Raw genomic sequence first — 25,503 nt, 5'->3', positions numbered from 1 at the left:
CCGCCATGCTGTCGAACCTCTCGGTCAAGCACCTGCGCGCCTTCGTGGCGCTGGCCACGCATCGCAACTTCACCCGGGCGGCGCAGGCGTGCCACCTGTCGCAGTCGGCCTTCAGCACGCTGATCCAGACGCTGGAGGACCAGGCCGGCAGCCGGCTGTTCGAGCGCACCACGCGCCACGTGGACCTGAGCGCCGACGGCCGCCGCTTCGAGGAAGTCGCCACCCGCCTGCTGGCCGACTTCGAAACCGCGTTCGAGGACCTGCGCGACCACGCCGAGCGCCGCAAGGGCCGCGTGGCCATCGCGGCGCTGCCGTCGCTGGCCGGTGGCGACCTGCCGCCGCTGATGGCCGATTTCCATCGCCGCTACCCCGGCATCTCGCTGGCACTGTACGACCAACTGGCCGATGGCTGCATCGACATGGTCCGGCGCGGCCAGGCCGACTTTGCGCTGGCGCCGGCCCCGGCCCAGGACGCCGACCTGCGCGTGGAATCGCTGGTCCACGACACCTTCCACCTGGTCTGCCCGGCCGATCACCCGCTGGCCGCCAGGCGGCGCATCGCCCCGCAGGCGCTGGCCGGCCTGCCGTTCATCCAGCTATCGCGTACCAGCAGCGTGCGCCAGCACCTGGATGCGGCCATGCATCCGCTGAAGCTCAATGGGGTGATGGAGGTGGAACACCTGGCGACGGTGGCCGCGCTGGTGGAGGCCGGGCTGGGCGTGTCGGTGGTGCCGGCGCTGGCGCTGTTCCAGTTCCTCCGCGAGGGGCTGGCCGTGCGGCCGATGCAGATGCCGGCGCTGGTGCGCGAGATCTGCCTGGTGCGGCTCAAGGACCGCGGCGATTCGGCGGCGTCCGCCGCGATGATCGATTGCCTGCGCGCGCACTACGGGCGCGGCGCGCGCCGGTGAGCGTAGCGCTCAGAAGTGGCCCAGATAGCCGCCGTCGACGGCCAGCACCTGCCCGGTCACGTACGACGCCGCCGGCGACGCCAGGAACACCACGGCGCCCGCCACTTCGGCCGGCTGGCCCCAGCGGCCCAGCGACGTGCGGTTGCGCAGCCATTCGGCCACGGTTTCATCGTCGACCATGGCCTGGTTCGGCTCGGTGGCAAAGTAGCCCGGCGCCACGGCGTTGACCGTGATGCCGTGCCGGCCCAGGTCGGCGGCCATGGCCCGCGTCAGCGCGTCCAGGCCGCCCTTGGTGGCGGGATACAGCACGTCGTTGGCGCGCGCCACCTGTCCCGCGATCGACGTCACGTTGACGATGCGTCCGTAGCCGCCCTGCTGCATCCGCCGCGCCGCATGGCGGCACAGCGCGTACGGGGCCACCAGATTGGTCTCCAGCATCGCGCGCAGGTCCTGGGCGTCCAGGTCGGCCATGCCGCTGCGCTGGCGGGCGCCGGCGTTGTTGACCAGGATGTCGAGCCTGCCGTGCCGCGCGTCGAGATCGGCAAACGCCTGCGCAACGGCAGCTTCGTCGGTGATGTCGAGCGCCAGGGCTTCCGCGCTGGCGCCGCGCGCCAGCAGGTGGTCGATGGCGTGGTCCAGCCGTGCGGGGCTGCGCGCGCAGACAATCACGTGGGCGCCGGCATCGGCCAGCGCCTCGGCCATCGCCAGGCCAAGGCCCTGCGCGCCGCCGGTGACCAGGGCCACGCGGCGGGCCAGAGAGAAAGGATGGACTGCGGGGGTCGTCGCCATGGCGGCCACTATACCGCAGCCCGCCGGGCGCGGCGGGGCCTCAGCGGATCAGCTTGCCGGTCGACGAGACGATCGACATCTCGACGAACGACGACCCGGTATGGCGGGCCGGGCTGTAGCTGATCAGGATGCCGCCCAGGTCGTAGTCGCGCAGCCCTTCCAGCGCGGTCACCAGCTTCTCGCGCGTGGGCTCGGGCCCGGCGCGGCGCAGCCCTTCCACCAGCACCTTGGCCGACATGAAGCCTTCCATGCCCGCGTTGCTGGGCTCCTGGTTCTGGGCCTTGGCCAGCCCGCGGTACTCGCTGGCGATGCTCATCTGGCTCGAATTCATCCCCGGCACCACCTGCGTGATGATCAGCCCCTTGCCGTCCTCGCCCAGGTCCTTGATGAACGAATCGGCCGCGTTGTTCGACAGCGTGACGAACTGCGCCTGGCTGCCGCCCTTTTTCATCTCGCGGATGATCCGCGCCGCCTCCGACCCCGACCCGATCACCATCACCGCCTGCGGGTTGGCCTTGTTCAGCGTGGCCACGCCCTGTGCGATGTCGCCCATCGGCCGGTTGAACGACGCCGCGCCGGCCGGCTGCACGCCGCGCGCCTGGAGCGCGGTGTTGAAGCCTTCGAACACGTCCTGGCCGAAGCCGTCGTTGGCGTAGAAGATGGCGATGCGGCTCATGCCCGACGTGGCCAGGTGGTTGATCGCGCGGGCCACCTCGTCCTGGTACTTGGCGCGCACGTTGAACACGTAGCGGTTGACGGGCCGGTGCAGCGTGATGGCGCCGGTCAGCGGGGCGATCAGCGGTACCTTCTCGGCGCCGATGATCGGCAGGATGCTTTCGTTCTGCGGCGTGCCGCGCACCATGAACAGCGCGAACACCTTGTCCTCGCCAATCAGCTTGCGGACGTTGTCGGGCGTGCGCTTGGCGTCGAAGCCGTCGTCGTAGGTCAGCAACTCGATGCGCCGCCCCGCCACGCCGCCGTTGGCGTTGATGTGGTTCAGGTAGACCTGCGCCCCGGCGATCTGCTCCTTGACGGAGCCCGCGACCGGGCCGCTGACACCGGCCGACTGGCCGATCCGGATGGTGGACTTGGTGATGCCCGGTTCGGCGTGTGCCGCCATGGGCGTGACAAACCCGAGCGCGGCGGCAAGCATGCCGCACGCGACGTATCGTGCGTTCCTCATTGTGACCCCTCCAGTAGCGCTGGCTTTAATAGTGTTCTTGAGCTGCCCGCGCGCAGGCGCTGGCGCATCGGCCGATGCGCCGCGCGGCGGCTCACGAAAAGTACCTTAACGGGGGTAATTGTTCAAATCGGGGAACAATCGACGGGGGGGAACTGTTGCTGCGGCAGCACACCGCGAACGGACTGGTCCGGTTGACGTTTCGGGTGTGGCCGCAGCGTGGCGCATGACGGGACATGCGCCGAGGCGCGCCGGTCAGGGCGCGTGGATCAGGCCGGGACGCGGGCCGCCGGAGCCCACGGCACAGGCAACTCAGGGAAAGGCCGGGACGGCGGGGTCCAGGCCGGCAAAGCGGGCTTCCGGATGGGCGTTCTGCAGCAGCGTCTCGATTTCCTCCACGCGGCCGCGCGGCACGTCCACCATCAGCAGCAGCTTGCCCGACTCGATATCCTTCTCGAACACGCGCAACCGGCTGTTCGGGGCCGAGCTGCCGATCATGCTCGATGCCCACGCGCCGAACACCGCGCCCAGCACCGCCAGCACGCCGACCAGGCCCCACTGCGGGGTATCGCTGACGATCGGGAACATCGCCACCACCACGCCTGCCACGATGCCCACGCCACCGCCCACCATCAGGCCCATTTCGGCCGCGTGGACGATGTCCGAGGTCTGGAACAGGTTGGCTTCGTGCAGGCCCGTCATGTCGGCGCCGTCGCGTCCCACGAAGTGGATGTGGCGGTTCTCGATGCGGGCCAGCAGCAGGTCGTCCATGGTGCGGCGGGCGCTCGCCAGGTCCGGCAACAACCAGAAGATCCGTTTGCGCATGACTTGCCTCCTCTGTCAGGCCGCCCCGGAACATGGGTCATCCGTCAGGGACGGTTTCGTTCGTTCTACTCTCTCCGCCGGCCCAGCGCAAGGCACCGAACGGCCGACTGCGCGGCGCGCCGCACCGCATGGATTTCCAACGTCACGTTGCGCCGCATCATCGGCTCAGAATGTGATCGGCAGGCGCACGGTGACGGTCAGGTCGGGCGTGTCGCGCGTGAGCCCGGCGCCCACCGACAGGTTCAGCGTGTAGCGGTTGTTGAAGCGGTACGAGTAGCCCACCAGCAGCGTGCCCTGCGTGATCCGCACCGACCCCGGGATGGTCTGCCCGTTCTGCTTGGTCGGCCAGATGATGCTCTGGTCGTAGCCGATACTGAACGACGCATGCTCGTTCAGCGACAGGCCCATGCCGAAGTTGAACTGGAAGATGTCGCCGGGCGAGATCTTGCCCAGGAATTCCTTCTCGCCGTTCAGCACGGTGCGGCTGATGTTGTCGCGCGCAAAGTTGTGCAGGTAGCTGAACGTGCCGAAGAACACGGCCGGATCGGTCGGCAGCAGCCACGTCACGCCCGGCTGGATGGCCTGGAAGCCCGTGCCCGTGGGCATGCCCAGCGGCAGGCCGGTGCCCGTGGTGTTGCTCACGCAGCGGGTGACGCAGTCGGTCACCACCTCGAACGGATCGCGCCCCGTGTTCGACTTGTAGCGCAGCCAGCCGATGAAGAACGGCATCTTCTCGTTGCCGTAGTTGAGTTGGTAGCGCAGCGTCGCCTCCACGTCGCCCAGCCCGCTGCCGCTGGAGCTGAACACGTTGTCGAACGCGGTACCGGTGAAGACCTCGCGGCTCACCGTATCGCTGCTGGAATGCACGTACGGGATCTTGGCTTCGATCTCCAGCCGCTTGGTGATGCCGTAGCGGAACGCCATCGCGCCGATGTAGGTGGACGTCTTGACCTGCCGCACGTCCACCAGCCCGATCAGGATGGCCGGAATGACCGTGTAGCCCACCAGCGCCACGCGGTCGCTGGACGAGTAGCCGTACTGGAAGCTGGGCTCCACCACGAGCTTGTTGGCCGGCGTCAGCACGCCGGGCTGGTCGAAGATCGGCGCGATCTCGGGCGGCCGGGTCTCGCGCTCGGGCGGCCGGCCCACCGGTTCCTCCACGCCCGCGGCGGACTCGCCCGGCTGGGCGGCCTGCGCCTGCGGCGGGGCGTCCGGCGGCGCGGCCACGGGTGCCTGCTGGGCCTGCACGCCCTGCTGCGCGGTGTTGTTGATCTGGGTGGCGCTGGCGGCCGCGCCCGCGGCGGCGGCATTGGTGGCCATGTTGCCGCCGGTCACGCCCGCGCCCTGCCCGCCGCGCTTGTGCGACAGCGTGTCGCTGTTCACCGTGTTGCGCAGTTCGCGGATGGTGGCCTGCTGTTCGGCCAGCGCGCGCCGCATTTCCTCTAGCTGGCGGGCCTGGACGGCCAGTTCCTTCTGCAGCGCTTCCAGCCGCGAGGCCGCTGGCGGGCCTGCATACGGCGATGTCTGCGCCTGTGCCATGCCGCCCAACAGCAGCATCGAGCATCCGGCATAGCCGATGCCCTGCAGCGAACGCTTCTTCATGACGTCTTCCTCCCCCGGGGACGGCGGGCAAACCGCAGGGCCCGCACCTGTTCGTTCACGACTTTCGCGATTTACCTCAGTGCCGCGGACCTTTGCATGACGCTGTTCAACGCGGTGTTTGCCATCTGTGAGCGGAACGCCGCCAGGGTGTTCACGCTTGCGTTGAGGGTCATCAGGCTCTGGATGTTCTGGTTGTTGAGGTTATTCTGGATCACGGTGCCCGGCATGTTCGATACCGCACCCATGTTTGCCGAGTTGCCCGCGCCGTTCTGGATCACGGTCAGCAGGCCGTTGGTGACGATGGTGCCGGCGCTGGCCACGGCCTGCTGCGCCGCGCCCGATGCACCGGCGGCAATCGCCGACGCCCCGGCCGCCGCAGCGCTGGCCGTGCTGCTGGCCGTGCCCGCCGCGCCCTGTGCCGCCGCCGAAGCGCCATTGGCGGCCGTGGTGGCGGCCTGCCCGGCCTGTCCCGCCGCGCCTTGGGCCGCCGCCGCGGCGGCCTGCGCCGACGCCACCGCGGCGTTGGCCGCACTGTTGGCGGCATTCACCGCCACCGTGACATGGCCCAGCGCCTGCGCCAGCTGCGTCGCCTGCGCGGCCGTGATCGCGCTGATATCGGGAATCGTGATGCTGGTGGATACCGCCAGCGCGCCGTTCACGAACACGGCGCGGTCGATGCCGAAGCCCACCTGCAGGCCGCCGGCGTCAAAGCCGCCGCGCGATTCCTCCAGCCGCGCCTCCGCCACCGGCTTCCAGCCGGCCATCTGCTTGCGGGCATCGGACACCGGCTTGACGGGCTCGCGCGTGGCCAGCGTCATGGCAGCCGCCAGCGGATCCTGCGCCGGGTGGTGCTTCGCCACGCTGGCCTTGTCCACCGGCAACACGCGCGCCGGCGCCGGCTGGGCCTTGGGCAGCGCGCCCAGCACCGCATGCGCGGGCGCCGTCATGACGCCCCGCACGGTCGATACGGCGGCCTCTGCCTGGGTGGCCACCTCGGCCGGCCGCTCCGCGGGCAGTTCCACGGCGGCCGGCAGCGCCGTCATGTCGACGGCCATCGCCACCGCCACGTCGGCATGGCTGGCCGGCTCCGGTGGATCGCTGGCCAGGCTCTCGGTATTGGCCTGGGCGTGTCCCGCGCAGGCCAGCCCCGCGCCAAACAGCACGGCGGCCGTGGCATGGCCGGCGCTGCGTCTTGGCGGGGGTGAATCGGTGGTTCGGGCCATGATGTTCCTCAGCTCAAAAATCAGAGATGCCATGCTTGGGCATGACGGTGAAGAACAGACTGTCTCGCGGCACGCCTGTGGAATATGGCCCGGTCGGCGCTACCCGCCAGTCCGACGCCTGGTTGAAACGGGCCTGGTCGGTCCGGTTGTGGATCACGAACAGCAGGCTGCTGTCCCAGATCCGTTCGAAGTAGTCGCGCTCCAGCGCGCGGGTGCCGCGGGCCGGGTCGCCAATCAGGACACGGTTGCCCTTGACGCCCTTCACCACGACGAAATGGTGGTAGCCGTTCTCCACGATCAGCACGATCGCCGGGATCTGCGCTTCCTCCAGCTTCGATAGCGGCAGCTCGTAGCCGTCGGCCTGGAAGCCGCGCGACTCCAGGAACCGCTTCATGTCGAGCAGCGAGAAGCCCTCGGCCCGGATCTTGGCCTGGTCGCCGTTCACGTACATGTTCGCGAACACCGTCTGCTCGGTCGTCGGAAAGTTGTACTGGTACGTCAGCAGCGTGGCCACGGCCGCCGAGCCGCAACTGAAGTCGTATTGCTGCCGGATGGTCGTGCGGAACCGCGCCTCGCGCAGGCTCGTGACCGGCACGTAGTACGAGTTGCCCTGGTCGCCGGGCACGCGGATCGTGTCGGCGTGGGCGCTGGCGATGCCGCCCAGCGCCGCCGCCAGCAGGACGGCCCTTCCCAGCAGGCTGCGCATGATCATTTGAACTGGACGTTGAGGATGGTCGCGTTCTGGATCAGTACGTTGTTGCCGGAGTTCTGGATTACCGTCGGCAACCCCGCGGCGTTCGAGAACGAGCCGTCGGCCACGATGTTGCTGCCGGAGAACGTGTTGACGGCGGCGTTGTCGCCAACCGTGCCGTGCAGGCGCATGTCGTTGACCACCACCTCGGCGCCGCCGCGCACGTCATCCAGCTTCTGGGTCGCCACGGCCCTGGCCGCCGTGCCGAAGATGTTCGGTTTCTGGCCCTGGTCCGGCGTCATCGCCGCGACACTGGCCGCTGCGCCCGCCACCGCGGTGGCTGCGCCGGAATCACTGCCCGCGACCACGCTGGCCGTGGCGGATGCCTCGGCGCCGGGCGGCCCTGCATTGGCCTGGGCAAATGGCCAGACCAGTAAGGCTGTCGACAGCGTGACGACAGCTCGGCGTAGCGATCGCATGGTGCGTCTCCCCTTGTGCGCCCCGGGCAGTGGCGTGGGCCGCCACCGCCGCGAACCTGCAGGCCTGCCGGCCGATGCGGGCCCGCGCGGCAAACCTGCGCCGCGCGGCCCCGCCCTGCCGGATTGAACCCTGGCGGCCCGGTCCCGCTCCGTGCGGAACGGAACAGAGCGCGCCAGCCGCTTACCTGCCAACGTTCATGTTGGCCTGCACATTGACGCTTTGCTGCACCAGCGATGCCATGCCGCTGTTCTGGTTGGCGATCATGATGCCCGCCGCCGACTGACCGACGCTGGTCATGGCGTTGGACATGTTGAACGTGCCGGCATCGACGTAGTTGGTACCGCCGGCACCGCCAGCGCCACCCACCGCACCATTGCCCGCACCGCCCGTGCCGCCATTGCCGACGCCGCCGGCACCACCCGCACCGCCGGGGCCCGATGCCGCGCCCACCGCACCGGCTGCGCCCGTGGCGCTGCCATTCGAGGCCGTGGTGGTCGAGCTGCCATTGGTGGCCGAGCCGCCGCCGCCGCCAGCGCCCGCGACGCTGTTCTGCGCGCCGCCCGCACCGCCGGTGCCCGTGCCGGTGCCGGCCGTGGCCGCACCCGCCGTCGACGTGGCCGCACCGCCGGCGCCGCCCGTGCCCGAGCCTGCGCCGCCAGATGCCGTGGCCGTAGCCGTGCCACCCGCCGCGCCCGCACCGCCGGTGCCGGTGCCTGCCGCGCCGGTACCCATGCCGGTACCGGTGCCGGTGCCGGAGCCCGCGCCACCTGCGCCTGCCGTTGCAGTGCCGGTACCGCCAGCACCCGCGCCGCGCTCGTTCGACGTGTTGGTCGAGCCGCTGCTGCCGCCGGCACCCAGGCCAGCGCCCAGCCCGCCGCCCAGGCCGGAGCCGCCGCTGCCGCGCGCATAGCCGCCATCGCCACCGGCGCCGCCGCGCGAGCCTGCGCCCGCACTGCCGCCCGCACCCAGGGCCGAGCCGCCGCGTCCGCCGGCGCCCAGGCTCGCGGTCAGGGCGCTGCCGCCCGCGCCGCGGCCATTGCCGCCATCACCGCTGGCGCCGCTGGCATTGCCGCCGCGTCCGCCGGTGCCGGCCCATGCGCCGTCGTTGTAGGCCGATCCCGACGTTGCGCTGCCGTTGGTGGCCGAGCCGCCATTGCCGCCCGAGCCGCCGTTGCCGCTGGCGCCGCCGTTGCCGCCGTTGCCGCCGCTGCCGCCCTGCCCGGTACCGCCGGTGCCCGCGCCGCCCGCGCCGCCGGTGGCGCCTGCCGCGCTACCGCTGTTGGTGGCGTAGTTGCCGATGTTGGAGATGGTGTTGCCCGACACGGCGCCGTTCAGCCGGCTCACCGCCAGCGCGCGGCTGGAGTTGAACGCGTTGCTGAAGTTGGCCGTGGCCGTGCCGCCATTGGCCGCCGCCGCGTTGCCCATGCCGCCCAGCTCCTGCGTGGTGCGGTTGCGGGACTGGGTGTTGGTCTGGGTGGTGGTCCGCGTGGAAGTGCGGGTGGAGCTGAGCGTGGCGGTCCGGGTATCGGTGCTGTTGTCCTGGTACGTCTTCGAGTATTCGTTGGCGGATGCGCCGGCCCCGCTTTGCGTCGAAGTCGCCGTAGCGGTATTGGTGTTGTCACCCTCACCATGGTTGTTGTTGGTCGGATTCGCCCAGGCAGTGCTAGCGAAGGCCAGCGCGATTGCCGACGCGAGTAAAGTCTTTTTCATACGAAGCTCCCAGGAAGTTTGTTGCAGCGGCTCAGCCTCCGGCCGGCGCTCTCGGGAACAGCGGCTGGAGGTTCAGGTCCGGCACGGTTGCCAGACCAGCCGCCCATTGCGCATATTCGGTGCCAGCGTGCCCCCTTTCGGCGAAAAGCTCTGGAAATACAAGGGCCCGCGCCGTTTCGGAGGAGAACTTTCCTGGTGCATTTGCCCTGCCGCAGGGCGCGGGGCCTGTGCTTGGCAGTAGACATGTCACACCGTTGTGACATAGGTTGGGACCGGTAGCCGGCCATCGGCCGACCCCCTGCGGAAAATCGGCTTCCATTCAAGGAGTTAGCACGTACCCCCGCGCAAACCCGCGCGCGGGCGCGCCGTAACGGCCATGAAACAACGCTGGCCGGGTGGACGGTATGCCGCGCAGGCGGTGCCGGCCGCGCGCACCATGCCGGGTCGCTGCCGGACCGCCCGGGCACCGACCCGTACGGGTGAGCCGGACACGCCGGCGCGCGGCGTGAATCCATCCGCGGCGGCCGCCTTTCTTGCGGAACCGGTGCACCGCCCCGGCGCGCAACGGGTAATGCCGCGTAATACCGCGGCGTCGGCGCCACTAGGGTGTTTCATGCTAGGCTCTATGTCTGATTTAACGTACATTAGTCCCATCAAGGACTTGTTAGCGCATGCGCCAGGCAAAACCATGAGTGAAGCCGTCGTTCCCCTGTATCACCAGATTTACGTGGTGCTCCGCCAGCAGATCGTGGAAGGCCGTTTCGGTCAGGGCCCGCTGCCTGGCGAGATCGACCTTGCCAAGCAGTTCCACGCGTCGCGCGTGACCATGCGGCGCGTGTTCGACCGCCTGGTGCAGGAGGGCCTGGTGCGCCGGCATCGCGGCCTGGGCACCTTCGTCAATCCGCACCCGGTGAAGCCCGCCGCCAGCGAGGAACGCGCCACGAGCCTGCTCGGCACCATCATCGACATGGGCGAGAAGACGTCGGTCAAGGTGATTTCGATCGACGAGGTGCACGCCACCCCCGACGTGGCCGAGGCGCTGAAGATCCAGACAGGCGATCCCGTCATCAAGATCGTGCGCGTGCGCCACTACCGCAGCCGGCCGCTGTCGCACATCACCACCTACCTGCCCGCCGACCTGGGCCGCCCGCTGGCCCGCCACGACCTGGAAACCAAGCCGATGCTGCGCCTGCTGGAAGCAGCCGGCGTGGAACTGGGCCGCGCCTCGCAGGTGCTGACCGCCCGCCTGGCCGACGTGGTGGTGGCCCCGCTGCTCGACGTGCCCGTGGGCGGCGCGCTGCTGGCGGTGCGCCGCGTGGTGCTGGACAAGGCCGGCCGCCCGGTGCAGCTGCTGATGGGCCAGTACCGGCCCGACCGCTACGAATACCGCATGGAGCTGTCCCCGATGGGCGGCGGCGACAGCGCCAACGTCTGGGTCGAGAACGAAACCCGCACCGGCCTGCGCGACTGACCCGCGCGGCCACGACGTTTTCCTGCCACGCAGGCGGCATTTCCGGGCGACGCGTTTCACGCCATACTGCGCACTCCTGATCACATCGTCGAGGAGCCATCGTCATGCCAGTCGTTCGCCCGGGCGTGTTCCAGCCTGCCCGTCCCTCCGCCCATTCCCGCCGCCGCCGCGTGCTGGCGCTGCTGGCCCTGGCGCCAATGCTGGCGATGCCGGCCGCGCACGCGGCCATCGCCGGCGGCAAGCCGATCCGCATCCTGGTAGGCGCCCCGGCCGGCGGCACCACCGACACGCTGGCGCGCACCATCGCCCAGGAAATGTCGCAGACGCTTGACCAGCCCGTGGTGGTCGAGAACCGGCCCGGCGCGGGCGGCAACATCGCCGCCGACATGGTGGCCAAGAGCCCGGCCGACGGCACCACGCTGCTGATGAGCTTCACCAGCCACACGATCAACGCCACGCTGTACAAGAAGCTGCCGTTCGATCCGATCGCCGATTTCACGCCGATCACGCTGGTGGCCAACGTGCCGAGCGTGCTGGTGGCCACGCCCAGGCTGCCGGCCAACAACATCCCCGAACTGATCCGGCTGGCGAAGGCCCAGCCCGGCAAGCTGAACTTCGGCATCGGCTCGGTAGGGTCGTCGGTGCATCTGGCCGGCGACATGTTCAAGATGATGACGGGCACCTACATCGTCAACATCCCGTACAAGGGCACCACGCCGGCCATTACCGACCTGCTGGCCGGCCAGGTGGACCTGATGTTCGCCAGCACGCTCAACGTGGCGCAGCACGTGAAGGCCGGCAAGCTCAAGGTGCTGGGCGTGACCAGCCCGGCGCCGCTGCCGCAGTTCCCCGGTGCGCAGCCGATTGGCGCGACGGTGAAAGGCTTCGAGTCGAGCGCGTGGTTCGGCCTGTTCGGCCCGGCCAACCTGCCGCCCGAGATCACCCAGACGCTCTACCAGGCCGCGCGCCAGGGGCTGGAGCAGCCGGCCGTGCGCAAGCGGCTGGAGACCGACGGCGCGCAGCCCAGCGGCATGGCACCCGACGCGTTCGCCAACTTCGTGAAACAGGACGTCAAGCGCTGGGCCACCGTCGTCCGGTATTCCGGAGCCCAGCCGGAATGACGCTGTCCAGCGGCAACGCCGTCGATCCCGTCCGGCTGCCCGCCACGCTCGCCCAGAAACTGGTGGCGCGCGCGGCCGGCGTGGACCATGTCACGCCGGGCAGCATCGTGATGTGCAAGGTCGACCTGGCGATGTCGCACGACTCCAGCGGGCCGCGCCGCGTGGCGCCGCTGCTGCGCGAACTGGGCGCCCGCGTGTGGGACCCGGCGCGCTTCGTGGTGGTGACCGACCACTACCTGCCGGCCGCCGACCCCGACGCGGAAGCGATCCTGCGCTTCACGCGCGACTGGGTGCGCGACGCCGGCATCCCGAACTTCATCGACGGGCAGGGCATCTGCCACGTCGTGCTGCCCGAGCGCGGCTTTGTGCTGCCGGGCCGCTTCATCGTCGGCGGCGACAGCCACAGCCCCACGGGCGGCGCGTTCGGCGCCTACATGTTCGGCGTGGGCGCCACCGAGATGGCTGGCGTGCTGGCCACCGGCGAGATCTGGCTGCGCGTGCCGCAGACCATCCGCATCGACTGGCAGGGCGCGCTGGCCGACGGCGTCTGCGCCAAGGACATCATGCTGTGCCTGTGCGCCACGCTGGGGCTGGGCGGCGGCCGGTACGAGGCCATCGAGTTCACCGGCCCGGCCGTGGTCGCGCTGCCGATGCAGGAACGCATGACGCTGACGAACATGTGCACCGAGCTGGGCGCGCAGACCGGGCTGATCGCCCCCGACGCGACGACCATGGCATGGCTGGCGCAGGCCGGGGTGGACGCGGCCACGCTGGCGGCCATCGACCCGCGTCCGTGGCGCAGCGACGCCGATGCGCCGGTGCTGGCCACCCACCGCTTCGACGCCTCGGCGCTGGCCCCGCACGTGGCCGCGCCGCATTCGCCGGCCAACAGCGCGCCCGTGGCGCAGGCGGCGGGGCAGGCCATCGACATCGCCTACATCGGCGCCTGTACCGGCGCCAAGCTGGAAGACCTGCGGATGGCGGCGCGCGTGCTGCGCGGGCGCAAGGTGGCCGCGGGCGTGTCGCTGCGCGTGGCGCCGGCATCCGTGCGCGACCAGCAGGTTGCCGCGCAGGACGGCACGCTCGGCGTGCTGATCGATGCCGGCGCCGAACTGCTGCCGAACGCGTGCAATGCCTGCGCCGGCTATGGCGCGTCGCGCTTTCCGGCCGGCAGCCGCGCGATTGCGTCCACGGCGCGCAATTTCGCCGGCCGCATGGGCGATGCCGGCAGCGCGGTCTGGCTGGCGTCGCCCTATACCGTGGCGGCCACCGCCGTCACCGGCCGGATCACCGACCCGCGCGCGATGCTGGCATGACCCCCGTCCCCGACTTCGAACACCCCCCCGCCGGCCGCATCTGGCGCTTTGGCGACGACATCGACACCGACGCGATGGCGCCCGCGCCCTATATGAAGGGCGGCATCGACACGCTGGCCCGCCATTGCCTGGAAAACCTGCGACCGGAGTTCCCGACGACCGTCCGGCCGGGCGATATCGTGGTAGCGGGCACCAACTTCGGCATGGGTTCGTCGCGCGAGCAGGCGCCGCAGGCGCTCAAGCACCTGGGCGTGTCGGCGGTGCTGGCCGGGTCGTTCGCGGGCCTGTTCTACCGCAACGCGATCAATATCGGCCTGCCGGTGCTGGTCTGTCCGCAGGCGGCCACACTGCCCGACGGCGCGCGGGCGACCTTCGATCTCGATGGCGCGCAGCTACACCTGGACGATGGCAGGCGCGTGCCGTGCGATCCGGTGCCGGACTTCCTGCGCGCGCTGCTGCACGCCGGCGGGCTGATTCCGCACCTGAAAGCGCGCTTCAGGGGGCCAGCGGGCCAGCCCTGAAGGCAGGCTCGCCGCGCGGACGGGTGGCCACGGGCGGCAGCACCGACGCGCACGCGGCCGCGCGCAGCAGCGCCATGGCCTCGTCGTCGCTGGTCTGCGAGAAATCCAGATAGAACGCGCCCACCGCGCCAAAGCTGGCGGGGGTGTTGAGGCAGACGACCTCGTCGGCCACCTCGCGCAGCTTGTCGAGCCCCTCGGACGATCCCACGGGCACGGCCGCCACGATCCTGGCCGCGCCAGCCGCGCGCGCGGCGTCCAGCGCGGCACGCATGGTGGCGCCGGTGGCCACGCCATCGTCCACCACGATCACGCAGCGGCCTGCCATGGCCACCACCGGGCGGCCCTGGCGGTAGCGCTGCTGGCGGCGGCAGATCTCGCCCAGTTGCCGGCCGCGCTCGGCGTCGAACGCGCCCGATTCCACCGCGCGCCGCGCCCACGGGTCTTCATTGATCACGGTGTGCGGCCCGTGGCCGCTGGCATCGCCCTCCACGACCGCGCCGAGCGCCAGTTCCGGATAGCCGGGCGCGCCGATCTTGCGGACCAGCAGGATATCGAGCGTGCCATGCAGGGCCAGCGCCACCTCGTGCGCCACGGGCACGCCGCCGCGCGGCAGGGCAAGCACCAGCGGCGCGTCGCCACTGGCGGGGCGCGCGTAGCCGAGTTCGGCCAGGCGGCGGCCCAGGTACTGGCCTGCCTCCCGGCGGTCGGCAAAGCAAGGCGGCAGACTCATGGCGGACTCCTGCGGGGGTGGCAGGGAAGTGAAGAACCGCTTCTGGGGGCGGTTCCACAGTGACTATAGTCCCGCGCCGCATGGCCTGGCGGGATTTCTTCGGGCCCCGGGTGGCCGGGTGCGACAGCCCGCTTTTGTTGCGCCCGCGCCGCTATCGGTGCGATAGCGTACCGTCATTGATCCCCAAACTGAAACAGTCTTTTCAGCGTAAACCCGATGATCGAAGGCGCCGGGTTTCGTACGATGACTGCGTGGCGACAAACCCGTCGCGCCATCGACCCCCAGCAACGCGGCGGCCCGGCAGGCCGCCCCCGACCGAGTGAGAGTTATCGTGAACCCGCAGCACACCTCCCGCACCGACGACATGGCCACCCAGACCGAGGCCGATCTCGACATCCCGTTCGGCTCGCTCGAAGCCGCCGCCATGGCCGAACTGCCCTACACCTTCCGCCAGGCGGGCACCTGCACGCGGTTCTACCAGGAATACTTCGGCTGACCCGCCGGCCGGGGCGGCCAGCCGGCTGCCCCGCTTCGTTCCAGTCGTTTCAGCACAACCCTCAGTACGTCTTGTAGGGCAGGAACTTGCCCGACATCTCGATGCGCACCCGGTCGCCGTTCGGATCGGCCTCGCGCTGCAGGTCCATGCGGAAGTCGATGGCGCTCATGATGCCGTCGCCGAATTCCTCGTGGATCAGCGCCTTGAACGTGGTGCCATAGACGCTGACCAGCTCGTAGAAGCGGTAGATCAGCGGGTCAGTGGGCACTTGCGTCGGCAGCGACCCCTTGTACGGCACCGTGCGCAGCCACGGCTCGGCTTCGGCCGGCAGGTCGAAGATTTCCATCACGGCGCGCGCGCCGGCCTCGTCGAACGTCATCTGGCCCAGGCAGGCCGCGGTCGTCCATTCCTTGCTCTTGCCCACCTTGCGGGCCACGTCGGCCCACGAGATGCCGCGCCTTACCTTGGCTTCGATGATCAGGTCCGTCACGTCGTCGCGATTCATGGTCAGTCTCTCCGGTCGGTCTTCAATGGAATCCCCGGGGGGCCGACGTGGCCGGCAGGCTGGCTAGGGTGACTGTGTCCGCTCGATGACCGCCACGGCATCGACGGGACCGCCGTCGAGGTGCGCACGCGCGAACTGGGGCACGGCGAAAGGGCTCAAGCCTTCCAGCGCCTGCAGTACCAGCACGATGAACATGACCGGCATGACGTCCTCCCTCAGGGAATACGGCGACAAGCATTGCGCAAGCTTCGTGCCATCGGCAACGCACCGCGACGGGGCGGCTGCGCCCGCGTGCCACGTCTTCAAGCGTACCCGTTTCTGCGCACAACGTGGCACGGGGCGGCGGCGATGACAAGGATTGCCGGCAGGCGGGCGCCGCCGGACGCATGGCCGAATCTTTACGCCAGACATTTCCGATGTAACGCCACATTACTTGCCGCTGACAGGTCAGAGATCGCCGGCGCGCCTGCGTCACATTCCCGGCGCGCCTTGTGGCATATGGGCTGGCGGGTGGCCGTCCAGCGCGGCGGCGGGCGGGTCGGCGCGCGCGTCCATGTGAGACAGCCTTACAAGTGCAACCGTGTTGGCGCGGTGTGCGCCGCTAGAGTGAAGCCGTGTTCAACGCGAACCGGATATGGAGTCCACATGAAACGCGCAATCGCCCTGGCCCTTCTGCTGGCCACCACCAGTGCCCTGCTGTCGGCCTGCATCGTGGTGCCCCCGCGCGGTGGCCACTACCACCACGACTACTACCGCGGCGGCCGCTACTGAGCCGGCCACGGACCGAACATCGACATTCCGGCTGCCGCCGAATCAAGGAGAAACCCATGAAACGCCAGATCCTGCTTGCTGCAACCGTCCTTGCCACGGGCGGCATCTTTGGCCTGCTGTCGCCCGCCGCGCAGGCGCATGACGGCTACTACCGGAACGCGCCCCCGCCGCCCCGCCACGAGGTCCGGCCGGCGCCGCGCCCCGGAAAGGTATGGGTACCGGGCCACTACGACCGTGCGCGCGGCAACTACGCGTGGCGTGGCGGCTACTGGCAGGCGGAACGTCCGGGCCATCGCTACGTCCCGGATCGCTGGGTCCGCGGCCCGCACGGCTGGTACCAGCGCCCCGGCTACTGGCGATAAGGCGCCGACGGCAGGTCAGCGCATGCTCCCGGCCGGGGGCACGCGCCGCGCGCATCGCAACAGGCAAAGGCGGGCCGGACCCACCGGCATGGGGACCGGCCCGCTGCCTTTTGCGGGCCCCGCCGGCCTCCTTCGGCGGTCGGTAGCAGGCCGGGCGACGACGACGGTACAACCCATTTTTCTTTCCTGCCGACGCACGACCCGGACGTCATCCTTTTGCACTAGTCCGCCAGAACCCCCACCAAGGTCGCACCCGTAAATACTGACACGCGGAATATTTTGAATCGGTTTCAGTAATGGGCCACCGCACACGATTTTCGTTAATGCCACACCCCCCATGCGGGTTAGTTTTTGATATTCGTCCGGCTATTTTCATTCGATTCGGTTGCATGCGTGAAACAACCGCCAGCCTTGCTGTATCAACCGTGTAACCCCCCTGCCGGTACCAACGACATGGCGTTGCAATTACTTCTCCAGCCAAATGCACGACCCGGTCAATGGATTAAGTGGGGGAACGCATTACACCGTGGCTTCCACCCCGATCAGCCTGCTTGCATTCGTTCCGACCAGCCCATAAGATGAATTTAAGTTTCGATTTAGGAGCGAGATTTTCTTTCGGGTTAGGGTACGGGTCATCCTTCCGGTCGCGCGGACAAGCCCATCTTACAAGCGGGCATCGACTGACACGGAAGCACGGGGTTGCAGCTGAAGCAGGCGGCGCATCAATTGGTGGCCGCAACGGCCAGCGGTGGACTTCCCTCACGCAAAGCGTCCCGCATCTCACCCATAAACGGGGAGTCAAGAAGAATGAACGCCTTGCTGATCGAGGAGCATCCGTTGCTCCGGCTCGGGCTGCTGCAGATGCTCGAAACCATCCAGGAATCCGGACACGTGCTGGCGCTGGCGCCGGCCGACATCAATCGCCTGGACGCACCACACCGAAACGCCGACCTGCTGGTCTTCGGCATGCCGGCCGACGAGGCCACCGGCTGGGAACAGCTGGAACAGGCACGCGAGCGGCTGGCGCCGCAACGCATCCTGCTGCTGGCCGATACCCTGCCCCTGCATGTGCCATCCGCCGACGCCGCGCGCGGCATCTGCGGCTGCCTGCCGAAATCGGCTTCGCTGGCGGTGATCGAGGCCGCCATCCGGCTGGCCATCTCCAGCGTGCAAGGGCTGATGTTCGCGGGCGAGGCCGTGGCCACGCCGGTGGCGTCGCGCTCGGCCATGCCGGCGGCCACGTCGCTGGCTTCGGCGGCCCCGTTGCCGCTGTCGGCGGCCATGCCGCAGGACCCGGCGTCACCATCGGCCTGCGCCAGCGCCATGCGTGCCGCCGTGGCGGTGCGCGACCTGACCAGCCTGCGGCCCGGCCAGCCCATCGCGTCGACATCCGCCCTGCCGGTGACGGCCATCCCGATGGCCGAGGAGGAGCCCAGCTACGACGAGGCGGAAATGCTCAAGATCACGCCGCGCCAGTATGAAGTGCTGGTGCTGCTGGCCCGGGGCTATCCGATCAAGACCGTCAGCCGCATGCTCAATATCTCGGTGGCCACCGTGAAGAGCCATGCCTGCACGCTCTACCAGCGCCTCAAGGTCCGCAACAAGGGCGAGGCGGTGTACGCGGCGCTGCAGCGCGGCGCCACGCTGGAATGGGTCAACGGCGACGAGCACGCCGCCCGCGACGGCGCCGCCCGCCGCGCGTTTGCCCGCCGCGACGACCCCACCTACGACGCCGGCATGCCGGTCGTCTGAGCCGCGCCAGCGGCCTTGCAGGACGCCATCGGGCGCCGCCTTTCCGGGCCGGCGCCCGATTTGCTTTTCGGGCCTCATCCCATCCGGATGACGGGCACGCCCCACTGTGTGGGATAGCAGACAGTGGCCCCCCGGCACGCTCAATACAGTCATCCCCATCGGCAACCAACATGTGACGGCCATGGGCGCAATCGATCTGGACAAACTCGCAACCGACAAGGAACAGACGCCCGACCGGGCACCGTCGCCGCGCGGACGCAACGGGACAAGGCGCGCCTTGATCACGGGCATCACCGGGCAGGACGGGTCGTACCTGACGGAGTTCCTGCTGGCAAAGGGCTACGAGGTCCATGGCATCAAGCGACGCAGCTCGCTGTTCAACACCGAGCGGATCGACCACCTGTACCAGGACCCGCAGGCCGACGACCGCCGGCTGATCCTGCACCATGGCGACATGACCGACACGGCGAGCCTGGTGCGCGTGGTGCAGCAGTCCCAGCCGGACGAGATCTACAACCTGGCCGCGCAGAGCCACGTGCAGGTGTCGTTCGAGGAGCCCGAGTACACCGCCAACACCGACGCGGTGGGCACGCTGCGCCTGCTGGAGGCGATGCGCATCCTGGGGCTGGAAAAGGACACGCGCTTCTACCAGGCGTCGACGTCCGAGCTGTACGGCCTGGTGCAGGAAATCCCGCAGAAGGAAACCACGCCGTTCTATCCGCGCAGCCCGTACGCCGCGGCCAAGCTCTACGCCTACTGGATCACGGTGAACTACCGCGAGGCCTATGGCATGTACGCATGCAACGGCATCCTGTTCAACCACGAGAGCCCGGTGCGCGGCGAGACCTTTGTCACGCGCAAGATCACGCGCGCCATTGCCCGCATCGCGCTGGGCCTGCAGGAGACGCTGTACCTGGGCAACCTGTCCGCGCTGCGCGACTGGGGCCATGCCCGCGACTACGTGGAAATGCAGTGGCTCATGCTGCAGCAGAACGTGGCCGAGGACTTTGTCATCGCCACCGGCGAGCAGCACAGCGTGCGGGAATTCGTGGCCGCCGCCGCGCAGCGGCTGGGCATCACCGTGACGTTCGAGGGCAGCGGCGTGGACGAGGTGGGCATCATCTCCGAGATCCGTGCCGATGGCCGCCAGCTGTCGTCGCGCTGCAAGGTGGGCGACGTGATCGTGCGGGTGGACCCGCGCTACTTCCGCCCGACCGAGGTGGAAACGCTGCTCGGCGATGCCACCCGGGCGCGCGAGAAGCTGGGCTGGACGCCGCGCATCAGCTTCACGGAACTGGTCAACGAGATGATCGAGGCGGACTTCCTGTCGGCCCGCCGCGACGCGCTGGTCAAGATGGCAGGCTTCCGGACATACGACTACCATGAATAGACAACTACAACGCATCTTCGTCGCGGGTCATCGGGGCATGGTTGGCTCCGCCATTGCACGGGCACTCTCCACGCGCGACGACGTGGAACTGGTCTGCCGCACCCACGCCGACCTGGACCTGACGGACCAGCACGAAGTGCGCTACTTTTTTGCGACGGAGCGCATCTCGCAGGTCTACCTGGCCGCCGCGCGCGTGGGCGGCATCCACGCCAACGACACCTACCCGGCCGAGTTCATCCAGCAGAACCTGATGATCGCGGCCAACGTGATCCACGAAGCCTGGAACGGCGGCGTGCAGCGCCTGCTGTTCCTTGGGTCGAGCTGCATCTACCCGAAGCTGGCGCCGCAGCCGATCCGCGAATCCGCCCTGCTGAGCGGCGCGCTGGAGCCCACCAACGCGCCCTACGCCATCGCCAAGATCGCCGGCATGATGCTCTGCGAGAGCTACAACCGCCAGTACGGGGCCGACTACCGCTGCGTGATGCCGACCAACCTCTACGGGCCGGGCGACAACTACCACCCCGAGAACAGCCACGTGATCCCGGCGCTGATCCGCCGCTTCCACGAGGCCAAGCTGACCAACGCGCCCGACGTGACGATCTGGGGCTCGGGCACGCCGATGCGCGAATTCCTGTACGCCGACGACCTGGCGCGCGCCTGCGTCCACGTGATGAACCTGCCGTCGCAGACCTACCGGCAGCATGTCGGCGCGGCCGGCTTTCTCAACGTGGGCACCGACGAGGAAGTGTCGATCCGCGACCTGGCGCTGCTGGTGGCCAAGGTGGTGGGCTTCGAAGGCAGCATCCGCTTCGATACGTCGCGCCCGGACGGCACGCCGCGCAAGCGGCTGGACAGCAGCGTGATCAACGGCACGGGCTGGCGTCCGCTGGTGGCGCTGGAATCGGGCCTGCAGATCGCCTACCAGGACGCCATGTCCAGCGGGCGGCTGAGCCGGGACATCAAGCCGCACGCCGTGGAAACCCACGCGTAGGAGACCTACCATGCGACTGTCGGCCGGGTCCCTCTGGGACATGCTGCTGGCGGCATCACTGTTTGCGATCGTCGGGTACTGCCACGTCGTCTCGCATATCGATTCGCCGATGCTGCTGCTATCCACCGTGCTGCTGACCGCGACGGTCGTCATGCACTGGTTCGTGCACGGGCGCGAACGGCATCCGTCGCTGGCGGATGCCGGGGTGCTGCTGTTCGAGATCCTGTTCCTGGTGGTGGCGCCGGTGGTGCAGCGCGCCTACTTCGACGGCGTGATGGTGAACACCGCCACGCTGGAAGAGGCGCCCGCCGTGGCCACCAACCTGCTGTGCACGCTGTTCATCATGGTCTACGTGGGCATGCGCGGCTACATTGGCCGGCATGACCGCCACCGGCCACCGAACCGACGCCCCCACGCCGCCCCGCCCCGCCCCGCGCCACGGCTGACCGTGCCGCGGGCATTCGTCATGGTGGGCATCGCGGGGCTGGCCGCCGCGCTGTCGTGGCAGTCGATCGACCTGCGCGCGCAGGCCGAGATCATCGAGGTCACGCCGCAGTACCTGCTGCAGCAGAAGTACCTGTGCTTCCTGCCGGTGCCGATGCTGCTGATGCTGGTCAACGTCAAGGGCATGAAGCTGCTGCGCCAGCCGTTCTGGCTGATGGTGGCGCTGTTCCTGCTGGTCTGCGTACTGTTTGCGCAGAACCCGCTGATCGAGAAGCGCAACGCCATCGGCCCGGTCTACCTGACGCTGGTGCTGCTGATGGTGCGCTGGTTCTCGCGCACGTCGCGCCGCCAGGCCGCCACGCTGCTGCTGATGACGGGCGTGTTCTTTCCGCTGCTGTCGGTCTTCACGCACGTGGACCTGACCGCCTGGCACCCCACCGACGTGCTTGACCCCTGGCTCTACTTCGAGCACTTCCTGGACCTGCACTACGACGCGTGGGCCAACATCTGCACGGTGCTGGAGATGGTCAGCCGCGACGGCGCGCACTACGGCCAGCAGCTGATGGGCAGCCTGCTGTTCTTCGTGCCGCACACGCTGTGGGAGAACAAGCCGCACGCCACGGGCATCGACATCGGCCAGTTCCTGATGGCCTACTACAAGCTCGATTTCGACAACCTGTCGGCGCCGCTGATCGCGGAAGCCTATATCGACTTCCTCGTGCCCGGCGTGATCGCCTATGCGGTGGCGCTGGCCTGGGTGGTACGCCTGCTGGACCGCCTGTTCCACGGCGACAACCCGGTGGCCCGGCCCGCCAGCATCTACTTCTCGCTGTTCCTGATCTTTGCCCTGCGGGGCGCGCTGATGATCGCCATGGCCTACGGCAGCGGCGCGGCCATGGCCTTCCTGACCGTCGCGTGGTTCGTGCGCGGCAAGCGCAGCCGCCACGCCCGCCGCGCGCCGGCGGCACCGCCGCTGCGTCCCGCCCCGGCCCGGCCCGCGCACTAGACCGCCGCGCGAATATCCCCGCCACGACAACGCCCCGCTTGCCGCACGGCAAGCGGGGCGTTCTGCTTTGGGGGCCGGAAAAGGGGAATCGGATGGGATGCCGGACGGCAAGGCTGGCGCTGCGGACGTGGATCGGGGGAAGGCCGGGCCGTTGCCCCGGCCCCTTCGTTGCGGGGCGCCGGGGCGCCGTGCAGGCCCGCTAGTGGCTGCCCGCCAGCGCGCCGCGCCGGATCAGGCCCAGCGCGCGCGTCGGCATCATCCAGAGCGCGGTGACTGCATTGGCCGCGATCAGCGCCACGACGATGTTCGGGAAGTTCACCGCGTGGGCCAGGTAGAGCACCACGCAGCCGACCGTGGCGGCCAGGAACTCCATCGTGCCGATATTCCCCAGGCTGCCGAACGCCTGCCCGCCCATCAGCACCGGCGCGCTGGCCTGCGACGTGACCAGCACGGCAAAGTAGACCGCGCACAGCGTGGCCAGGCCGTTGGAGATCGGGTACTCGCCGGCTGTCCACAGCGCCACCGCCGCGCCGCCCGCCACGGTGGCCACGGCCACCGCCATCAGCCCGTAGGCCACGTAGCACGTGGCGAGCTTGCGGTACGTCCGCGACACCCACGGCCAGTCGCCGGCCAGCATGTTGCGGTGGATGATGGGCCAGAGCGGCTGGTTGATCATGAACACCAGGCTGTGCAGCAGCATGTTGGCGCGGAACAGCAGCGCCAGCAGCGCCGCGTCGCGCGGCATGCCCATCTCGTAGCACAGCAGCACCGTGCCCTGCTGCAGGAACGCCACGGCAAGCTGCGCCTGCACCAGCGCGCGCGTGTTGCGTGCCAGTTCGCGCGCGAACGCCATGCCCGGGAATGCATGCGGACGGCCCACGCGCATTAGCACGCCGGCCATGTTGAACACGCGCAGCAGGATGAACCCGAGCTGGCTGGCGATGAACAGCAGCGTCACGTCCACGTGCGCCTGGCCCTCTGGCCGCGCAAACGTCACCAGCAGGATGAACACCACGTTCAGCACGCTGCCGCCGGCCGTGATCAGGTTGTTCACGTGCTGGCGGTGCTGGCCCTGGTTCACGGCCTCGCCCACGGACAGCACGGTCAGCATCGCGTAGCAGACCAGCGCGGCCAGGAACAGGTCGTAGTGGCTGGCCGAGAACAGATTCACGCCGCTCGATTCCAGCACCGGACGCAGCACCAGCACCAGCACGATCACCGAGACGAAGATCGCCGACAGCCCGCCCAGCGACACCGCCAGCACGCCCGGCAGCAGCCCGGACTTCTTGTCGTCGGCCGCGATCGACGTGATGGTCGGCCAGACCCCGATCGCCACCAGCGACAGCCAGGCCGAGATGCCGAAGTAGACCATCATCGCGCTGAAGTCGTCGGTGGACAGCACGCGCGCGAACAGCGGAATGCTGACTACCTGCAGGCCGATGCTGCACGCCTTGGACACCATCGAGCTGGCCACGGCCAGCCGCAGCGCGCGGGTGGCCTGGCTGGCGCGTTCCGCCGCGCTGTGGTCCTGCGTCCCAAACCCCGCCGGCGCCACGGCCACCTCGGTATCGCTGCCGAGCAGCCCGCCTTTTGTCGTTGTCACGCACGCCTCCAGAAAAACCGTTGCAAGCCGGGCCGCGCGCCCCATGGCGCACACGGCCGGCGGCCGCCGCAACGAAGGGACGTCCCGCCGTAGTGGAGCGTAGGCGCGTACCCCCCCGATCTCTGTTCGGTGCCCCACAGGATGGTGCACAGCGGCAAAGCGTGCGGCCTCGAACATAGCGCCGGCCCGGGCGTTCGTAGACTCCGTCTGAGGCTGACCGCGTGCGCGGCGGCCCACGCCGTGCCCCGAACATCCGCCAGACCGGCGCCAGGACGGAACAACAAGATGAAGATCCTGCTTTATTGCCTCAACTATGCGCCCGAACTCACCGGCATCGGCAAGTACACCGGCGAGCAGGCGGAATGGCTGGCCGCCAAGGGCTATGACGTGCGCGTGATTACCGCGCCGCCGTACTACCCGGCCTGGAAGGTCGACCCGGCCTACCGCGGCCTGCGCTTCCGGCGCGAGATGCGCAACGGCGTGGACGTCATGCGCGCGCCGCTGTGGGTGCCGGAGCGCCCCACCGGGCTGCGCCGCATCATCCACCTGGCGTCATTCGCGCTGACCAGCATGGTCTGGCTGGCGCGGCAGGTGAAATGGCGCCCGGACGTGGTGTTCATCGTCGAGCCGCCGCTGTTCTGCAGCCCGGCCGCGCTGCTGTTCGCGCGCGCCACCGGTGCCAAGGCGTGGCTGCACATCCATGACTACGAGATCGACGCCGCGTTCGAGCTGGGCCTGCTCAAGGGCCGCTTGCTGCGCCGCATGGCCAATGCGCTGGAGCGCTTCGTGCTGACGCGCTTCGACCATGTCTCGTCGATCTCCAACGCGATGGTGGCGCTGGCCCGCCGCAAGGGTGCCAGCGACGCCCACCTGACCATGCTGCCGAACTGGGTGGACCTGCAGGGCCTGGCCCGGCGCAGCAACGCCGACTACCGCCAGCAGCTTGGCATCCCGGCCGATGCGGTCGTGGCGCTGTACTCGGGCACGATCGGCGCCAAGCAGGGCATCGAGATCCTGGCCGAGGCCGCGCACCGGCTGCGCGACCGCCCGGACCTGCATTTCGTGTTCTGCGGCGCCGGCGCCGGCGTGCCGGACCTGCGCGCGCGCTGCGCGGGCCTGTCGCGCATCCATTTCCTGCCGCTGCAGCCGTGGGAGGATTTCTCGGCGCTGCTGGCCAGTGCCGACATCCACCTGATGCCCCAGCGCGCCGACGCGGCCGACCTGGTCCTGCCGTCCAAGCTCGCGGCCATGCTGGCCAGCGGCAAGCCCGTGGTGGCCACGGCGGCGCCAGCCACGGAGCTGGGCAAGCTCGTCATGCAGTGCGGCATCGTGGTGGAACCCGGCGACAGCGCCGCGCTGGCCGACGCCATCGTGGAACTGGCCGACGATCCGCAGCGCGGCCACGCGCTCGGCGCCGCCGGCAAGGCATGGGCCGAAGGCCACCTGGACCGCGACGCCGTGCTGGGCACCTTCGAGGCCACGCTGATCCGGCTGCACGCGGAGACGCCGCTCAGCGCGCCGGCCACGGCCGACTACGCGGGCGACTAGCGCGCCGTCCGCACGTTTGTGGGCTGCCGTACGGTCGATGCGGCAATGCAGCGTCACGATCAGGGTAT

General features: G+C 69.4%; 25 protein-coding genes. 13 read left to right on the top strand and 12 right to left on the bottom strand.

Annotation, left to right across the window (positions count from 1 at the left end):
• Positions 1-5 precede the first annotated feature (5 nt).
• Positions 6-908 (top strand): LysR family transcriptional regulator, encoded by a 903-nt coding sequence (locus EHF44_RS22085; protein WP_124685839.1) that lies wholly within the window; start codon positions 6-8, stop codon positions 906-908.
• 9 nt (positions 909-917) lie between these two features.
• Here EHF44_RS22085 and EHF44_RS22080 read toward each other — a convergent pair whose 3' ends face one another.
• The 8 genes from EHF44_RS22080 to EHF44_RS28565 form a co-directional block, all read right to left on the bottom strand.
• Positions 918-1,697 (bottom strand): SDR family oxidoreductase, encoded by a 780-nt coding sequence (locus tag EHF44_RS22080; protein ID WP_124685838.1) that lies wholly within the window; start codon positions 1,695-1,697, stop codon positions 918-920.
• 40 nt (positions 1,698-1,737) lie between these two features.
• Positions 1,738-2,880, bottom strand: coding sequence for an ABC transporter substrate-binding protein (locus EHF44_RS22075; RefSeq protein WP_124685837.1), 1,143 nt, complete (start codon positions 2,878-2,880; stop codon positions 1,738-1,740).
• Positions 2,881-3,189: 309 nt separating this feature from the next.
• Positions 3,190-3,702, bottom strand: coding sequence for a DUF1269 domain-containing protein (locus tag EHF44_RS22070; protein WP_124685836.1), 513 nt, complete (start codon positions 3,700-3,702; stop codon positions 3,190-3,192).
• Positions 3,703-3,867: 165 nt separating this feature from the next.
• Complete coding sequence (locus tag EHF44_RS22065) at positions 3,868-5,304, bottom strand: acetate kinase (RefSeq protein ID WP_124685835.1); 1,437 nt, start codon at positions 5,302-5,304, stop codon at positions 3,868-3,870.
• A 71-nt stretch (positions 5,305-5,375) separates the two neighbouring features.
• Positions 5,376-6,527 (bottom strand): hypothetical protein, encoded by a 1,152-nt coding sequence (locus EHF44_RS22060; RefSeq protein ID WP_124685834.1) that lies wholly within the window; start codon positions 6,525-6,527, stop codon positions 5,376-5,378.
• 13 nt (positions 6,528-6,540) lie between these two features.
• Positions 6,541-7,239, bottom strand: coding sequence for a C39 family peptidase (locus EHF44_RS22055; protein ID WP_124685833.1), 699 nt, complete (start codon positions 7,237-7,239; stop codon positions 6,541-6,543).
• Positions 7,236-7,697: a hypothetical protein gene (locus EHF44_RS22050; protein ID WP_124685832.1), complete on the bottom strand. Its 462-nt coding sequence runs from the start codon at positions 7,695-7,697 to the stop codon at positions 7,236-7,238. The genes EHF44_RS22055 and EHF44_RS22050 overlap by 4 nt, the downstream gene beginning before the upstream one ends.
• Positions 7,698-7,878: 181 nt before the next feature.
• A complete protein-coding gene (locus EHF44_RS28565; RefSeq protein ID WP_216644008.1) occupies positions 7,879-9,408 on the bottom strand; it encodes a hypothetical protein in 1,530 nt (509 codons plus the stop codon).
• Between the two features lie 688 nt (positions 9,409-10,096).
• Here EHF44_RS28565 and EHF44_RS22030 point away from each other — a divergent pair.
• From EHF44_RS22030 to EHF44_RS22015, 4 genes are all read left to right on the top strand, one after another.
• Positions 10,097-10,879, top strand: a complete 783-nt coding sequence (locus EHF44_RS22030) for a GntR family transcriptional regulator (RefSeq protein WP_124685829.1) — start codon at positions 10,097-10,099, stop codon at positions 10,877-10,879.
• Between the two features lie 104 nt (positions 10,880-10,983).
• The gene (locus tag EHF44_RS22025; protein WP_124685828.1) at positions 10,984-12,000 is read left to right on the top strand and encodes a tripartite tricarboxylate transporter substrate binding protein; all 1,017 of its coding nucleotides are present in this window, start codon (positions 10,984-10,986) and stop codon (positions 11,998-12,000) included.
• A complete protein-coding gene (locus EHF44_RS22020) occupies positions 11,997-13,316 on the top strand; it encodes a 3-isopropylmalate dehydratase large subunit (protein ID WP_124685827.1) in 1,320 nt (439 codons plus the stop codon). The genes EHF44_RS22025 and EHF44_RS22020 overlap by 4 nt, the downstream gene beginning before the upstream one ends.
• A complete protein-coding gene (locus tag EHF44_RS22015; RefSeq protein ID WP_124685826.1) occupies positions 13,313-13,837 on the top strand; it encodes a 3-isopropylmalate dehydratase in 525 nt (174 codons plus the stop codon). Before EHF44_RS22020 ends, EHF44_RS22015 begins: the two co-directional genes overlap by 4 nt.
• On the opposite strand, the gene EHF44_RS22010 is transcribed toward EHF44_RS22015, so the two are convergent.
• Positions 13,812-14,567 (bottom strand): phosphoribosyltransferase, encoded by a 756-nt coding sequence (locus tag EHF44_RS22010; protein ID WP_124685825.1) that lies wholly within the window; start codon positions 14,565-14,567, stop codon positions 13,812-13,814. The genes EHF44_RS22015 and EHF44_RS22010 overlap by 26 nt on opposite strands.
• Positions 14,568-14,898: 331 nt before the next feature.
• Here EHF44_RS22010 and EHF44_RS28460 point away from each other — a divergent pair, with 331 nt between their 5' ends.
• Positions 14,899-15,063: a hypothetical protein gene (locus EHF44_RS28460; protein ID WP_172966155.1), complete on the top strand. Its 165-nt coding sequence runs from the start codon at positions 14,899-14,901 to the stop codon at positions 15,061-15,063.
• Between the two features lie 61 nt (positions 15,064-15,124).
• Here the strand turns inward: EHF44_RS28460 and cynS are convergent, their stop codons facing one another.
• Positions 15,125-15,568: a cyanase gene (cynS, locus tag EHF44_RS22005; protein ID WP_124685824.1), complete on the bottom strand. Its 444-nt coding sequence runs from the start codon at positions 15,566-15,568 to the stop codon at positions 15,125-15,127.
• Between the two features lie 63 nt (positions 15,569-15,631).
• Positions 15,632-15,772 carry a hypothetical protein gene (locus EHF44_RS28455; protein ID WP_172966125.1) on the bottom strand — a complete coding sequence of 47 codons (141 nt, stop codon included), beginning with the start codon at positions 15,770-15,772 and terminating at the stop codon, positions 15,632-15,634.
• Between the two features lie 441 nt (positions 15,773-16,213).
• Here EHF44_RS28455 and EHF44_RS28895 point away from each other — a divergent pair, with 441 nt between their 5' ends.
• The 6 genes from EHF44_RS28895 to EHF44_RS21980 all read left to right on the top strand — a co-directional run bounded on the left by EHF44_RS28895 (position 16,214) and on the right by EHF44_RS21980 (position 22,284).
• Complete coding sequence (locus EHF44_RS28895) at positions 16,214-16,339, top strand: hypothetical protein (protein ID WP_301337494.1); 126 nt, start codon at positions 16,214-16,216, stop codon at positions 16,337-16,339.
• Between the two features lie 56 nt (positions 16,340-16,395).
• Complete coding sequence (locus EHF44_RS22000) at positions 16,396-16,701, top strand: hypothetical protein (protein WP_124685823.1); 306 nt, start codon at positions 16,396-16,398, stop codon at positions 16,699-16,701.
• Between the two features lie 807 nt (positions 16,702-17,508).
• Positions 17,509-18,453, top strand: a complete 945-nt coding sequence (locus EHF44_RS21995; RefSeq protein ID WP_124685822.1) for a helix-turn-helix transcriptional regulator — start codon at positions 17,509-17,511, stop codon at positions 18,451-18,453.
• Between the two features lie 181 nt (positions 18,454-18,634).
• Complete coding sequence (gene gmd / locus EHF44_RS21990; protein ID WP_124685821.1) at positions 18,635-19,843, top strand: GDP-mannose 4,6-dehydratase; 1,209 nt, start codon at positions 18,635-18,637, stop codon at positions 19,841-19,843.
• Positions 19,836-20,834, top strand: a complete 999-nt coding sequence (locus tag EHF44_RS21985; protein ID WP_124685820.1) for a GDP-L-fucose synthase family protein — start codon at positions 19,836-19,838, stop codon at positions 20,832-20,834. Before gmd ends, EHF44_RS21985 begins: the two co-directional genes overlap by 8 nt.
• A gap of 10 nt (positions 20,835-20,844) precedes the next feature.
• Positions 20,845-22,284, top strand: a complete 1,440-nt coding sequence (locus EHF44_RS21980) for a hypothetical protein (RefSeq protein ID WP_124685819.1) — start codon at positions 20,845-20,847, stop codon at positions 22,282-22,284.
• A 199-nt stretch (positions 22,285-22,483) separates the two neighbouring features.
• Here the strand turns inward: EHF44_RS21980 and EHF44_RS21975 are convergent, their stop codons facing one another.
• Complete coding sequence (locus EHF44_RS21975; RefSeq protein WP_124685818.1) at positions 22,484-23,887, bottom strand: hypothetical protein; 1,404 nt, start codon at positions 23,885-23,887, stop codon at positions 22,484-22,486.
• 285 nt (positions 23,888-24,172) lie between these two features.
• Here EHF44_RS21975 and EHF44_RS21970 point away from each other — a divergent pair, with 285 nt between their 5' ends.
• Positions 24,173-25,435 carry a glycosyltransferase WbuB gene (locus EHF44_RS21970; protein ID WP_124685817.1) on the top strand — a complete coding sequence of 421 codons (1,263 nt, stop codon included), beginning with the start codon at positions 24,173-24,175 and terminating at the stop codon, positions 25,433-25,435.
• Positions 25,436-25,503: the final 68 nt, after the last annotated feature.

The sequence above is a fragment of the Cupriavidus pauculus genome (assembly GCF_003854935.1).
Taxonomy (GTDB): domain Bacteria; phylum Pseudomonadota; class Gammaproteobacteria; order Burkholderiales; family Burkholderiaceae; genus Cupriavidus; species Cupriavidus pauculus_C.
The sequence above is the reverse complement of the archived record's forward strand: the minus strand, read 5'-3'. Positions and strand labels throughout refer to the sequence as shown.